General features: G+C 72.5%; 11 protein-coding genes. 5 read left to right on the forward strand and 6 right to left on the reverse strand.

The window, feature by feature from the left end:
- The first annotated feature begins 48 nt into the window (after positions 1 to 48).
- Complete coding sequence (locus ACIA8X_RS02625) at positions 49 to 2,988, forward strand: AfsR/SARP family transcriptional regulator (RefSeq protein ID WP_399457765.1); 2,940 nt, start codon at positions 49 to 51, stop codon at positions 2,986 to 2,988.
- A gap of 101 nt (positions 2,989 to 3,089) precedes the next feature.
- Here ACIA8X_RS02625 and ACIA8X_RS02630 read toward each other — a convergent pair whose 3' ends face one another.
- The 5 genes from ACIA8X_RS02630 to ACIA8X_RS02650 all read right to left on the reverse strand — a co-directional run bounded on the left by ACIA8X_RS02630 (position 3,090) and on the right by ACIA8X_RS02650 (position 7,645).
- Positions 3,090 to 3,908 carry a PE-PPE domain-containing protein gene (locus tag ACIA8X_RS02630; RefSeq protein WP_393454438.1) on the reverse strand — a complete coding sequence of 273 codons (819 nt, stop codon included), beginning with the start codon at positions 3,906 to 3,908 and terminating at the stop codon, positions 3,090 to 3,092.
- Between the two features lie 167 nt (positions 3,909 to 4,075).
- A complete protein-coding gene (locus tag ACIA8X_RS02635) occupies positions 4,076 to 5,275 on the reverse strand; it encodes an NAD(P)/FAD-dependent oxidoreductase (RefSeq protein WP_399457625.1) in 1,200 nt (399 codons plus the stop codon).
- A 156-nt stretch (positions 5,276 to 5,431) separates the two neighbouring features.
- Complete coding sequence (locus tag ACIA8X_RS02640; RefSeq protein ID WP_399457626.1) at positions 5,432 to 6,379, reverse strand: RNA polymerase sigma-70 factor; 948 nt, start codon at positions 6,377 to 6,379, stop codon at positions 5,432 to 5,434.
- A complete protein-coding gene (locus ACIA8X_RS02645) occupies positions 6,370 to 7,134 on the reverse strand; it encodes a hypothetical protein (protein ID WP_399457627.1) in 765 nt (254 codons plus the stop codon). The genes ACIA8X_RS02640 and ACIA8X_RS02645 overlap by 10 nt, the downstream gene beginning before the upstream one ends.
- Positions 7,124 to 7,645, reverse strand: coding sequence for a SigE family RNA polymerase sigma factor (locus ACIA8X_RS02650; RefSeq protein ID WP_399457628.1), 522 nt, complete (start codon positions 7,643 to 7,645; stop codon positions 7,124 to 7,126). The genes ACIA8X_RS02645 and ACIA8X_RS02650 overlap by 11 nt, the downstream gene beginning before the upstream one ends.
- A gap of 190 nt (positions 7,646 to 7,835) precedes the next feature.
- Between ACIA8X_RS02650 and ACIA8X_RS02655 the strand changes: the two genes are divergently transcribed.
- Positions 7,836 to 8,897, forward strand: a complete 1,062-nt coding sequence (locus ACIA8X_RS02655) for a sigma factor-like helix-turn-helix DNA-binding protein (RefSeq protein ID WP_399457629.1) — start codon at positions 7,836 to 7,838, stop codon at positions 8,895 to 8,897.
- Positions 8,898 to 9,013: 116 nt separating this feature from the next.
- On the forward strand, positions 9,014 to 10,627 hold the full coding sequence (locus tag ACIA8X_RS02660; RefSeq protein WP_399457630.1) for a transglycosylase domain-containing protein: 1,614 nt from the start codon (positions 9,014 to 9,016) through the stop codon (positions 10,625 to 10,627).
- A gap of 23 nt (positions 10,628 to 10,650) precedes the next feature.
- Here the strand turns inward: ACIA8X_RS02660 and ACIA8X_RS02665 are convergent, their stop codons facing one another.
- On the reverse strand, positions 10,651 to 11,124 hold the full coding sequence (locus ACIA8X_RS02665) for an SRPBCC family protein (protein WP_399457631.1): 474 nt from the start codon (positions 11,122 to 11,124) through the stop codon (positions 10,651 to 10,653).
- A gap of 155 nt (positions 11,125 to 11,279) precedes the next feature.
- Between ACIA8X_RS02665 and ACIA8X_RS02670 the strand changes: the two genes are divergently transcribed.
- Positions 11,280 to 12,806, forward strand: coding sequence for an FAD-dependent oxidoreductase (locus ACIA8X_RS02670; RefSeq protein WP_399457632.1), 1,527 nt, complete (start codon positions 11,280 to 11,282; stop codon positions 12,804 to 12,806).
- Positions 12,807 to 12,899: 93 nt separating this feature from the next.
- Positions 12,900 to 13,952 carry a Ppx/GppA family phosphatase gene (locus ACIA8X_RS02675; protein WP_399457633.1) on the forward strand — a complete coding sequence of 351 codons (1,053 nt, stop codon included), beginning with the start codon at positions 12,900 to 12,902 and terminating at the stop codon, positions 13,950 to 13,952.
- Positions 13,953 to 14,087: the final 135 nt, after the last annotated feature.

Raw genomic sequence — 14,087 nt, forward strand, 5'->3', positions numbered from 1 at the left:
CGATTCGCTCTGCTCGGTCCGCTTCAGGCTTGGCGCGGCGACGCGTCCGTGGAGCTCGGGCCGGTTCGTGAACAGGCTCTCCTGGCCTCTCTCCTGCTTCGACCGGGCAGGACGGTCAGTCGGCAGCAACTGCTCGACGGCGTGTGGGGTGCCGATCTTCCCGGTACCGGCGACAAAGTGCTCCCGGTCTATGTGCACCGGTTACGCAAACGCCTGGATGCGCACGCGAGCGCGGAGCGCTCGGGCCGGTCCGTGATCGACACCGTTCGCGGTGGCTATCGCTTCGCACCGGCGAGCGCGCAGGTGGACCTGACGCGATGCGAGGAGATCGCCGTCGAAGGGCGTGCGGCGAGGGATTCCGGAGACCTGGATGCCGCCGTGGACGCATGGTCCAGGGCACTGGGGCTCTTCCACGGCGAGCCCTTGACCGGAATCCCGGGCCCCTTCGCGGAGGGGGAGCGGTTGCGGCTGGTGGAGCGGCGGCTCGTGCTGGTGCAGGACAAGGTGGACTGCCAGCTGCGGCTGGGACGGCATGCCGAGGCCGTCGGCGAACTCTTCTCCCTGACCACGACCCACCCCCACAACGAGGCGCTGGCCGCCCTGCTCATGCGTGCTCTGCACGCCGGCAACCGGCAGGCCGACGCGCTCGACGTCTACGCCACGATGCGCCGCCGTCTGGTGGACGAGCAGGGGGTGGAGCCCGGCGCCGAACTGCGCCGGGTGCACGAGGCGGTCCTCCGGGGCGACGACGCGTTTCCGCCGACGGCAGGTCTCACGACATGGCACGTGTCAATAGGGCACGTGACGACAGGGCAGCCGACGGAACAGCCGGATGAACCCCGACGGCCGGGTCAGGCTCGCCGGCCCGGTCAGGCGCGTCAGCAGCGCCGGGTACGCCAGGAACTGCCCGTCGAGATCGGCCACTTCACGGGCCGGGAGCGGGAACTCGACCTGCTCGTCGCGCCTGCCGACGCGCGGGCGGTCACCGTCCGGGCGGTGGACGGCATGGCCGGCGTCGGGAAGACCGCGCTGGTGGTGCGTGCGGCGCGAGCGCTGCGGGACCGGTACCCCGACGGCTGCCTGTTCGTGGAGCTGCACGGGCACCGCGAGGACCGTGAGACGGCCGGGCGGCACCGCGTACTGCGCCGGTTGCTGCGGGCGGTGGGCGCCGGTGAGGGCGAGGGCTCCGAGGACCTGGACGAGTCGGCCGCGTCATGGCGGGCGGCGACCGCATCCCTGCGGCTGCTCCTGGTCCTCGATGACGCCGCCCGCGCCGAGCAGGTGCGGCCGCTGTTACCCGCCGGCCCCGGCAGCATGGTGATGGTGACGAGCCGCCGGCGCCTCACCGGGTTGGACGCGGACCGCAGGGTCTCCCTGTCGCCCCTCGGCATCGACGAGGCGGCGGGCCTTTTGACCCGCATCGTCGGCGGCGAAGGATCCGACCGCGAGCGCATCGCCGTACGCGAACTGGCCACCTTGTGCGACCGGCTCCCGCTGGCGTTGCGCATCGTCGGGGCACGCATCCAGGACCGCCCGCTGTGGGAGGTGGAAGCCCTGCTGGCGCGCCTGGCCGACGACGAGCGGCGGCTCGACGAACTCGCGGTGGAGGACCGCAGCGTCGAGGCCGCGTTCCAGATCTCCTACGACCGGCTTCCGGTCGCCGAGCAGCAGGCCTTCCGCGCCCTGGGCCTGTCGCCCACCGTGCGGCTGGACCGGCTGACGCTGGCCGCGCTGGTCGACTGGACGCCCCCCGACGCCGAGCGCCGCCTGGAAAGCCTGGCCGACGCGAGTCTGGTGCAGCGGGTGACCGCCGACCGCTACCGCTTGCACGACCTGGCGGCGGTCTACGCCCGACGCGTTGCCGCCGCATCGCCCGACGAGGTCGCGGCGGGCCGCAGCGGTGTGTTCCGGCTGTACGTGACCGCCGCCCGCTGCGCCAGCGACTGGGGCGCCTCCTTCCCGACCGGCCCGCAGGGCATCGGCCCCTTCACGGACTGGGAGGAGGCCACCGCCTGGCTGGACGCGGCGGGCGGTGAACTGGTCGACGTGGTCGCTCAGGCGGTGGCCGTGGGCCGGCTGGACGACGCCTGTTGGCTCGCCGAGGGCCTGGTCGACTACCTCACCCGACAGGGGCGGTTCCACGAGTGCCGCAGCGCGCTGGAGACGGTGCTGCCGGTGGTGGGCCGGGCGACCGACCGGCGCATGGTCTCCGCGCTGCGCACGAGCCTGGGCATCATGTACGGGCTGCGGGGCCGCTACGAGCAGGCCCGCGCCTGGTTCACGGAAGCGCTGGACATCAGCCGCCGGGCCGGTGACCCGCATGAGCGGGCCCGAGCCGCGGCAGGTCTCGGGACCTTCGCCAACCTGGAGGGGCGGATAGCCGAGTCCATGACCCATTTCGCCGAAGTGGCCGGCCTGGTGGGGACGTTCGACCACGACGGCTGGCTCATGGGTTCGGTCATGACCCGCGTCGGCGACATCCACCACCAACTCGAAGAGCACGACAAGGCGTACGACCGCTACCTGGAGGCGATCGCCCTCGCCGAGAAGACGGGCAGTCCCAGGCTGCACGGCAAGACGCTGCTCCGCCTGGGCGGCCTCCAACTCGACCTCGGCAGACCGGCCGAGGCCGTCGGCACCCTCGGCAAGGCCGAGGACCTGGCCAGGCGGCTCGGGGACGTCCCCCTGTACGCCGCCGTGCTCCGCAGACTGTCCACGGCCGAAGCGGAGCTGGGCAACCCACAGGCGGCCGCCGAACTCCTCCACCGCTCCCGCGCGATCCTGGACGAGCAGACCGGCACCGCCTCGGAGATCGCGATACGCCACCGCCTGATCTGGCACGGCGCGGTGGCGGAAGACCTGGCCGGGGCAAGCGACTTCTTCGAGCGGTCCACGACCCTCCCCGCCGCTGACGCCAACCGGGCGAGAATCTCCCGCGTGCTGGATGACCTCGGGCGGCGACGGCAGGCGGGCGGGGACGGCGCGTAACCGCTCGCCCCTCGGCCCGGCCGACGCGTGGTCGGCCGGGCCGCTGCTCCCCCTGTCCCCGTTCCCCCGTTCCCGTTCCCGTTCCCGTTCCGCCGGGAGCCTTACCCGGCCTCGGGGCTCCCGTCGGCCTTCCTCCAGTGGACCCCGTGCTGACCGTGGTCGGCCAGGGTCTGGGGGATGACGAACTCCGGGTACTTCCCGTGCAGGGTGAAGTAGTTGGGCGCGTTCAGGGGGGACCTCAGATCGCACACCGGGTCGGCGGTGATGCAGTACCGCGAGACCGGGATGCCGTTGAAGTCCACCGGGCCGGCGCCAGGAAGGGTGGCCACCCCGGGGATGCCCAACCCCTTGGGGAAGTGCGCCCCGAGGCCGGTGTCGGGCTGCATCGGGTCGGCGTAGAGCACACCGTCGACCTGCGAGCGCGGAATGCCGGTGCCGCCGGCCGCGATCGTCTGGAGCACCCGGTCGGCGATCTGTGCGCCCTGGGAGTAGCCGGTGATCGTGAGACGTGCGGCCGGGTGATTCTTGTGGGTTTCCAACGCCTTGTCCAACGCCGCCTTGTAGCCCTTCTCCACACTGGCGTCGTAGGTCGGGGCGGTGAGGGCGTCGGGGTTGAACCTCAGGGCCTCGTCGATGAGGCTGCCGTGAGGGCCTATGAGCGGACCGGCGCTGGCCGGGTAGCACACCGGGACCGCGGAGGCACCGAGGTTGAGAGCCCGGTTCGCCTGGTCGTAGGAGGAAGTGGCGGTGTCGCATCCGGGCCGGTTCTCCGTGCGACCGGTGCCGCCGATCTGGATGTAGTAGTGCTCCGCGTCGGCCGCCTGAGCGGCGGAGGGAAAGGCCACGGCGGTACCGACCGCCAACGCCGCCGTCATGACCGCGGTGCCGACAGCCCGTACCGTCCTGCTCGTCTTCGACATTGCTGATCTCCCCGTTGGAGTCGTGGGCGTACCCGTCAACGAACACTCCAGACGGTAGGAACAGCTCTTCACATCGCGATGACATGGCGATGACTGCGCTGGTGGGGGGCAGTTGGGCACCACAGTGGCACCGCCGGCCTGATCGCAACGTCAGGCCGGCGGTGCGATCAGGCCGACGCCTCGGCCGTCGAGCCCGCCCGGGCCGGTTGTGCCACGACGCGGCGACGGCGGGCCGGGATGCCCATCGTCGGGTTGGCGACGCCCCAGGCCGCGCCCTTGCAGACCAGTTCCTTGTAGGCGGCGGCGAGTCGTCCCGTCAGGGCCGCGCGGACCGCTCGGTCGTCGGCGGTGACGTACTGGATGAGGCCTTCCTTGCGGCCCAGCGAGATGCACTGGTTGAAGTAGCGCAGCGGTGCGTTCGGGAGCTTGCCGCCGGTCAGGCGGGCCGCGATGGCGTCGGCGGCCTGCCATGCGGTGGGGGTGCCCGAGGCGCACGACATCCGCAGGGGCTTGTCGCCGGGGCCCATCGCGAGGGCCGCGTCGCCGATGGCGTACACGTCCGGGTGCGAGACCGAGCGCATCGTCCCGTCGACCACGATCTGGCCGGTGTCGGTGGCCTCCAGGGTGGTGGCCCGCGCGATCGGGTGGACGGCGAAGCCGGTGGTCCAGACGGTGACCGCGGCCGGGATCGTCCCGCCATCAGCGGTGGTGACGTGGTCGGCCGCTACGGCGGTGACCGCGGCGTGCTCGTGCACGGTGATGCCGAGCCGGCCGAAGACCTTCCGCAGGTGCCGGGTGCCCTTGGGCGAGAGCCAGTCGCCGAGGGCGCCGCGGGCGGCGAGGGCCACGTCGAGATCCGGGCGGGCCTCGGCGATCTCGGTCGCCGCCTCCACGCCGGTGAGGCCGCCGCCGACCACGACGACGGGCTGTCCGGCGTCCAGGCGGGCCAGGCGCTCACGCAGCCGGAGCGCTCCGGGGCGAGAGGCGATCTCGTGGGCGTGCTCGGCGGTGCCGGGGACGCCGTGGTCGTTCCAGCCGCTGCCGAGGGCGTACACGAGGGTGTCGTACGGCACCAGTTCCTCCGTACCGCTCGCGTCGGTGACGGCGACCGTCCTGCCGTCGACGTCCACGCCGGTGACCTTCGCGAGCCTCAGTTCGACGCCGGTGCCCGCGAACATCTCGCTGAAGGGCCGGGGCTTGAGGTCCTGGCCGACCGCGAGCTGGTGCATCCGGACGCGCTCGACGAAGTCGGGTTCGGCGTTGACGAGGGTGATGCCGACGTCAGCGCGGTGCAGCCGCTTGGCCAGGCGCCCGGCGGCGATGGCCCCGGTGTAGCCGGCTCCGAGGACGACGATGCGGTGCTGCATGTCCGTACTCCTGTCTTGGGCGGTTCTTGGGCGGTTTGTTGCTCGGTTTCTTGGGCTGATTCGCCACTTGAACCGGGCGGGCCGCCGTTTCCTGACAGGAATGAGATGTGAAGCACGTCACATCATCGTTAGTGGGCTCAATCGTTGTCAGTGGGCTCAGAAAGCGTTGCGCAGCAGCGGCTCCCCGTGGTCCATCGCCGCCCACCGCTCCGCCGCGCGGCCGAGCTTGTCGGGGTTGACCTGGTTACGGACCCCGACGATGCCCTCGGCGGTCACCTCCAGGCACATGACGCCGATGACCCGGCCGTCGAGGACCGCCACGAGGGCCGGGTCGCCGTTGGCGGTCGCGGCGTAGAGCTCGGGCGAGCCGCCGACGATGGCGCGCTTGGCCACGCCGGGCTTGAACAGGCCCCGCAGGAACTTCGCGACCGCGACGGCGCCCTCGAACGCCTTCGCGCGGGCCGGGACCTTGCCGCCACCGTCGCCGATCGTGACGGCGTCCTGGGTGAGCAGCCGGACGAGCGGCTCGGTACGACCGCTGGTGGCCGCCTCCAGGAACTCCTCCACGATGCGCCGCGCGGCGGCCTCGTCGACCTCGGTGCGGGCCTTGCCGGCCGCGACGTGCTTCTTGGCGCGGTGGAGGATCTGCTGGCTGGCGGCCTCGGTGAGGTCGAGGATCTCGGCGATCTCCCGGTGCGGGTAGTCGAAGGCCTCGCGCAGCACGTACACCACGCGCTCGTTGGGGGAGAGGCGTTCCAGTACGGCGAGGACCGCGTACGACACCGACTCGCGCTGTTCCGCGGTGTCGGCCGGGCCGAGCATCGGGTCGCCGGCGAGCAGCGGCTCGGGGAGCCATTGGCCCACGTAGGTCTCGCGCCGGGCGCGGGCCGAGGTGAGCTGGTTGAGGCACAGGTTGGTGAGCACCTTCGTCAGCCAGGCCTCGGGCACCTCGATGCGGCCGACGTCGGCGGCCTGCCAGCGCAGGAACGTCTCCTGCACGGCGTCCTCGGCCTCGCTCGCGGAGCCGAGGAGGCGATAGGCGATGGCCTCCAGGCGGGGCCTCGTCGCCTCGAACCGGTCCACGTCGTTCACGGTCAGCGCCATGATTCGGATCCTAGCCCCCGGCCGGCCTCCGAAGCCCGGCCGGAAAGCGTGGCACTCGGCGTCGTGGCGGTCGGCGTCGTGGCCGTCGTCAGCGCGATGCTGTCGCCGACGCGGATCCGGGCGTAGAACCACTTGGCGTCCCCGCCGTCGAGGGCGAGCCAGTCACTGGTGACCTTGTACTCGCCGAGGGCCAACGGCTTGGTGTAGCTGCCGACGTAGAGGGGCTTGTCCCGTGTGTCGCGCAGCTCGACCACGTAGGGGACGGCCACGTCGACGGGGCCCTTGGAGGGCATGCCGACGGCCAGGTCGCGGGAGGCGTGCTTCGCGACCACCGTCAGCGGGCCCGCGAACCTGCGGGAGCCGTCGTATCCCGAGAGGGCCGACAGTGTCCGGCCGTCGACCGTGAGAGTGCGCTCGGACAGGAGGAGCGTGCCGGCGACCGGTTCGGGGGCGCCAGGGGATGGCGGGACGGACTGGGCCGGACCGCTCGTGGGACCGGTCGTGGACCCGCTCGTCGCCCCGTCGGCGGCCGGGATTTGAGGCCGGACCGAACGGTCCGCGGGCCCGTCCAGAGTCGATGTCAGGGCGAGGCCCAGCAGGGCGAGGGCGGCGGTCCCCGCGCCGAGGGTCACGGCGGTACGGCGGCGGCGCCTGCGGCGGATCGCCCGGGCGCGTATCCCGGCGCCGTCGACGACCGGCGGGGTGGCCCGGCTCGCGGCCAACTCGCTTAGCCAGTCGGAGAGTTCATCGGACACGGCCGCTCTCCTCCCGTACCGGCCCGTCGGCCTCCGCCTCGTCCACCGCGAGACGCTTCGCCAGAGCCGCCCTCCCCCGGGACAGCCTCGCCTTGACCGTCCCCACGGGCGCGCCGGTCTCGGAGGCTACCTGCTGCACGCTCAGGTCACACAAATGGTGCAGGACGATCGCCATCCGCTGAACCTCGGGCAGTTCGCGCAGGGCGGCCACGAGCGCGGTGTGCTCGGGGTCCGGCCCGGGGGTGGAGTCGGGCGGCGGAGTGCGCCGTACCAGTTCCAGCCAGCGTTTCGCCCGCCGCCAGCGGCTCACCGCCAGCCGCATGGCCACCGTACGGATCCACGCCTCGGGGGCACTGTCCGCCAGGAACTGCCTGCGCCGGTCCCAGGCCCGTACGAACGCTTCCTGTACGACGTCCTGGGCCTCGCCGTGGTCTCCGGTGAAGGCGTAGAGCTGGCCGGTCAGCCGGGGGAACGCGGTCGCGTAGAACGCGTCGAACTCTTCCTCGGTCATGCCCCCACCGGAATCCGTGCCCTCTCCTTGCAACCCGTCCACCTCCGCCGTGCGTACAGGTCCCGTCCGGGAAGACGACGCACAGGGGTCCCAGGCTCCCCTTTTTTCAACGGCGTTGGCTCCTCGGCTGCTCAACCCGTCTCCATGCTCCATCAGTTGCCCCGAGTTCCCGAGCCGAAGGACCGCCCACGTGCCACCGACCCCCCACGCACTCCCCGCAGGCCACGACTTCGCCGCGTACGCCCGAACGCACTGGTCCGGGCTGCTGGCGACCGCGCGGCTGCTCACCGACGACCCCGGTGCGGCGGAGGAGTTGGCGCGGAGAACGCTGGTGCGGATGTGCGCACGGTGGCGGCGCGTGCCGCGCAACGACGTGGACTTCCATGTACGGCGCTGTCTGGTGCGGGGTCATCTGCGCCCGGTGCGCGGCCGTCGGGCGGCACGGCGGCGGGCGGTTCTGGTGCTGCGGTTCTGGGAGGGGCTGGCGGACGCGGAGATCGCCCAGTTGCTGGGCTGTTCGGTGGGCTCGGTGCGGGCCCAGGTCAGACAGGGCCTCAAGACGGCCGGCGCCGACCCCGGACGGCTGCGCGAGGTGTACGCCCGTGCCGTCGAGGACGTCGTCCCGTCCGAGGTGCCGCTGGCCGACCTCCAGGCAGGGGGCCGCATGCGGCAGAAGCGCCGGCTCACCGTGGCCTCGGCCGCGTGCGCGGCACTGCTCACACCGGTCGCGCTGCTCGGCGTCGACCGCATGAGCGGTGCGCAGGGCGGGACTTCCGGAGCCCGGGCCGGGGACGGCACCGGTTCGGCGGCCAGCCCGATCCGGGTCGTGGGGCCGGGCGAGCGGGTGACCGTCGGGCCGGGGGTGCGGGTGTGGCTGACGGCGGATCGCGGGTACTGGTCGGTGCCCATCCGTCTCAAGGGGCCGGAGGACAGCGAGCCCGCCCGCGACGAACCGGGAGTGTCCGTCCGAGTCGACAACGTGGACGGCGGCTTCTTCCTGTCGGGCCTCTTCCATGGCCTCAACGGCGAACCGGACCGCGTCGAGGTACGGACCGGTGACGGCACGGTCACCGCGAAGGTGCTGGTCCTGGCGGGCAGTCCGGGCTGGGGCCTTTGGTACGCGAGGACGCCCGTACCCGACGAGGACATGAAAGCGGTCCTCTCCACGGAAGGGGACGAACGGATCGTCACGGTGTACGACGCGCAGGGCGACGTCGCGGCGCGGTCCGCCGGTGAGTGGTGGCGGATATGAACGATACGAACGATACGAACGAGATGAACGGGCCGGACGGGCAGGACAATCCGGACCTCCCGCCATCCGCGCGGAGCGTGCGGCGCGTCGAGAGGCGCACCCGGCACCGTGTGCGCATGCCGCTGCGCACCCGGTTCCGACGCACCCGGGGCCGTCGACTGCGCCTGCTGCTCTACGCCTTCCTCACGCTGGTCGCGACGCTGTGCGCGGCGGCCGTCCTGGCGTACCAGCTGACGCCCATCCCGAAGCCGCACCCCGAGACCGTCACCCAGAGCACCGTGTTCCTCGACACGGAGGGCGCGTATCTCGGGCGGCGCGGACCGGTCGACCGGCAGGACGTCCCGTTGTCGGCGGTGCCCCGGCATGTCCAGGAGGCGGTGATCGCCGCGGAGAACCGCTCCTTCCGTACGGACAGCGGCATCTCGCCGAAGGCCATCGCGCGGGCAACGCTCGCGACCCTGACCGGCGGCGACCCGCAGGGCGGCTCCACCATCACCCAGCAGTACGTGAAGAACGCGCTGCTGAGCCCGGAGCGTTCGCTGTCCCGCAAGGCGCGTGAGGCGATCGTCGCGATCAAGCTGGACCGCACCCGCGGCAAGGACGAGATCCTGGAGGGCTATCTCAACACCGTGTACTTCGGCCGGGGCGCCGCCGGGATCCAGTCCGCCGCGCGCAACTACTTCGGCGTGGACGCCAAGAGCCTGACGGTCGCGCAGGGGGCGGCGCTCGCGTCCATCGTCAACATCCCCTCGTACTACGAGAAGGCGGGCTCCGATCCGAAGGTGACCGCGAAACTGCGGGACCGCTGGGAGTGGGTGCTCGACGCGATGGCGGCGGGCGGGAGCATCACGGCGAAGCAGCGGGACGCGGCACGGTTCCCGGCGTTCCGGTTCTATCCGCCGGGCGAGACCGAGGGGCAGCGGCAGTATCTGATCGACGTCGCCGCGAAGGAGGCCGCCGACCGGCTCGGCATCACCGAGGACCAACTGGCGAGCGGCGGCTACAGCGTGACGACCACCTTCGACCTGGCGCTCCAGGACAGCGCCGCGCAGCTGGTCCAGGAGCACCCCGGGGGCAAGGGCGGCGTCCGGGTGCACACCGCCGTCGTCGGGACGGTGCCCGGCGACGGGGCCGTACGACTGCTGTACGGGGGCTCGGACTACGCGCGGCAGCCGTTCAACGACGCGGTGAGCGGGGCGGTGGAGGCGGGGACGGCACTGGAGCCGTTCGGCGCGCTGCGAGGGGCGGCGGGCGAGCCGCTGCGCGCCCTGCTGCGGACGCCGGCGCCGACCCCGCTGAACCTGGCGTCGGCCTACGCGACGCTGGCGGCGGACGGCAGGTACGCCGCCCCGTACACCGTCGCACGCATCACCCGGGAGGGCCGCACCGTCTACCGGGCGCGTCCCGAGGTGCGTCGGGTGCTGGGTGAGAAGGAGGCGCTCGTGGCGGGCGCGCGCGCGGGCGCCGGGCCGACGCCCGTCTCCGCCGGACCGGCGAAGGCGACGGTGTTCGCCACCGGTGGTGCGGGGGGCGGCATCACCCGACGCACCGTGTGGACCACCGGCTACGACGCCCGACTCGCCCTGACGGTCGCGCTGTTCGCCGACCGGGCGGGCGGCAAGAAGGGCACGACGGCGCCCGCGCAGCTACCGAACGAGCCGCCGCCGGTCGAGTTCGCGCAGGGGGTGGCCGCGGGGATCTGGGAGGCTGCCGTGCCCCGGCCGAGGTGAGTCGACCGGGGTGTCCGCTCCCGTCAGAGGCTGGTTCCCGGGTTCTCCGGCCGGATGCGGCCGCGCCAGCCCCCGCTGTCCCCGGCGCTCTCGACGTAGTCCTTGAAACGACGCAGGTCCCCCTTCACCCGCCGGTCGATCACACCCAGCGCGTCCGCGCCCTTCTCGACGACACCGCTCGGCTGCACGTCCATCGTGAGCTCCACCCGCGTGTGCGTGTCGTCCAGCCGCTCGAACCGGACCGAGCCGCGCTGCTCGGAGTCACCACCGATGGACCGCCACGTGATCCGGTCGTCCGCCAGCTGATCGACGATCTCCGTGTCGAACTCGCGCCGCACCCCACCGATGCTGGTGGTCCAGTGGTTGTGCCGGTCGTCGAGCTGCCGGACCTCGTCGACGCCTTCCATGAAGCGCGGGAACTCCTCGAACTGGGTCCACTGGTCGTACGCCTTGCGGAGCGGGACCTCCACCTCGATCGTTTCCTTGACCGTGCTCATCGATGCCTCCTGGTCGACTCGTCTCCTGTCGTCTCCTGCGTGTGTACGGAGCCCCGGGTACCCGGGAAACCCGACGTGAAAGAACACGATCCAGATGGCCCGCGACGGTCCGCGATGGTCCGCGTGTCATCCCACGGGGCGGGAACTCGGTGGCCATGAACGCCGAGAGAGAGTTCCAAGGCTCGTACTGGCTGGAAACCGCGCCACCCGGTGCCCCCGCCCCGCCACCGGCCGGTGACCTCGCCGTCGACGTCGCCGTGGTCGGCGGCGGCATCGCGGGACTCAGTACGGCCTGGGAACTGGTACGCCAGGGACGCGAGGTCGCCGTCCTGGAAGCGGGGCGCCTCGCCGCGGGCGTCACCGGCCACACGACGGCCAAACTCACCGCACTGCACACCCTGATCTACGACCGCCTGCGCCGCACCCGCGGCCCGGAGGGCGCACGGCTGTACGCGCGCTCGCAGACCGCCGCGATCCGGCACGCCGCCGACATCGTGGCCGAGTTGGGCATCGACTGCGCGTGGGAGGAGGCCGCGGCCTTCACGTACGCCGAGAACCCGCGCCGTGTCGGGGAGCTGCGAGCGGAGGCGGAGGCGGCACGTGAGGCGGGCCTGCCGGCCGAGTTCGTCACGGAGACGGGGTTGCCCTTCCCCGTCGCCGGGGCGGTCCGGGTGAGCGGGCAGGCCCAGTTCCATCCCCGGAAGTATCTGCTGGCGCTCGCGGACGACCTGCGCCGGCGCGGCGGCTCGGTCTACGAGGGCACTCGGGTCGTCGGGCTCACCGAGGGGGAGCCCTGCGTGCTGTCGACCGACGCGGGTGTGTCGGTGCGCGCCCGCGAAGTCGTGGTCGCCTCGCACTACCCCGTCTTCGACCGGGCCCTGCTCTTCACCCGGCTGTCCCCGCGCCGGGAGCTGGTCGTGGCCGGGCCCGTCGCCGAGGAGCGGGCCCCGCGCGACATGTACATCACCCCGGAGCAGGCCACGCGCTCGGTGCGCACAGCGCCTCTCGGCGACGGCGAACGCCTGCTGATCGTCACCGGGGAGCACTTCACGCCCGGCGCCGCCGACGTCGAGGAACGGTTCGCCCGGCTGTCCGCCTGGGCCGACGCCCGCTTCCCCGGGGTCACCCTCACCCACCGCTGGGCCACCCAGGACAACGACTCCACCGACTCCGTCCCGCTCGTCGGGCCGCTCCACCCCGGCAGCCGCCACACCTATGTGGCGACCGGGTTCGGCGGCTGGGGAATGAGCGGCGGCATCATGGCGGGCCGCCTGATCGGCGATCTCGTCGGCGGGCGTACGGTCGAGTGGAGCGGCCTCTACGATCCTCGCCGGCTGGGCTCCGTGGTCCGTGCGGGCGGGTCGTTCCTGAAACACCAGGCCAACGTGGCCCGGCACTTCGTCGGCGACCGGATACCGCCGCTGACCGGGGTCGCGCCGGAGGACATTCCGCCGGGTGAGGGCGCCGTGGTGCGGATGGACGGCGGGCAGTACGCCGTTCACCGCGACGAGAAGGGGCGGCTCCAGGCGGTCTCGGCCCGCTGCACCCATCTCGGCTGCGTCGTGGCCTTCAACAGTGCGGAACAGGCGTGGGAGTGCCCGTGCCACGGCTCCCGGTTCGCCCCGGACGGCCGGATCCTCCATGGGCCCGCCGTACGGCCGCTGAGGAAGCGTGATCTCTGACGGCCACTGCGCGTGTCTCGATCGGTACGTTCCGTCGCCAGTACGTTCCGTTCCCTGTGCATCAATTGTCCGGCGCGGGGTATCCCGAGGCCCGTGAGGATAAGCGTGCTGGATACGGGCTCCAACACGGTCCGGCTGGCCGTGTGCGACGTGGGGGACGGCGTACCGCTTCCGGTGCACACCGCGAAGTGGAAGCTGCGTCTGTCCGAGCAGGTCGGCAGCGACGGCCGACTCGGGGAGGAGGCCACTGATCACCTGGTCAAAGCGCTGAACGCGGCGGTCGAGACGGCGCGGCGGTGGGACGCGCCGGAACCGCTGGCGTTCGCGACGGCCGTGGTGCGCGACGCGCCGGACCGGGCGGACGTCCTGCGGACCGTGCACAGCCGGACCGGCCTGCGGCTGCGCGTGCTGCCGGGTGAGGCGGAGGCCCGGCTGACGTTCCTCGGTGCCCGGCGCTGGATGGGCTGGCGCTCGGGCCCGCTGGCCCTGTTCGACATCGGCGGCGGCACCCTCGAAGTGGCCTTCGGGCGGGGCAGGACACCCGAGTTCGTGGCCTGTCTGCCGCTCGGCGCCAACCGTCTCACCAACGAGTTCTTCGCCTCGACCGACCCTCCCCCACCGTCCGAGGTGGCCGCCCTGCGCCGCAAGGTCCGCCACCAGTTACGTGACGTCTCCGCCCGCATCCGCTGGGAGCATCCGCACACGGCCGTCGCCACCTCACGGACGTTCCAGCAGCTGGGGCGGTTGTGCGGCGCCGCTCCGGGCCGGCACGGGCCGTTCGTCGAGCGGGTCCTGCGCCGACGCGACCTGCGCCAGGCGGTCGACCGGCTGGTCCCGCTGTCCGTCGCCGAGCGGGCCGGGCTGCCCGGCATCTCCGCGCCTCGGGCCCGGCAGAGTCTGGCGGGAGCGCTCGTCGGGCACTCCGTGATGAAACTCAGCGGCGTGAAGGCCCTGATGATCTGCCCCTGGGCCCTGCGCGAGGGCATCCTCCTGCGCTACCTGGAGGACGGGGCCGACTGGTGGGCCGATCTGGAGCGGCACGGGGAGTCGGGACAGGGGCTGGACGCAACGCCGGTCGGAACTATGGTCGCAACGCCGGTCGTCCCACGGCCACTGCGCATGGCGACACCCTCGTCGCTGCCCTGAGGCGCCCCCGTGATCGCCGGGCGTGGGGCGCGTGCCACGGTCCGGACGGGGCAGCGGTGGGAGTAGGTCATCGCGGTGTGACAGCGGCAGGCCCAGGCGGAGCGGCAGGTCCAGGCGGAGCGGCAGGCCCAGGCG

The sequence above is a fragment of the Streptomyces sp. NPDC051738 genome (assembly GCF_044453205.1).
Lineage (GTDB): Bacteria > Actinomycetota > Actinomycetes > Streptomycetales > Streptomycetaceae > Streptomyces.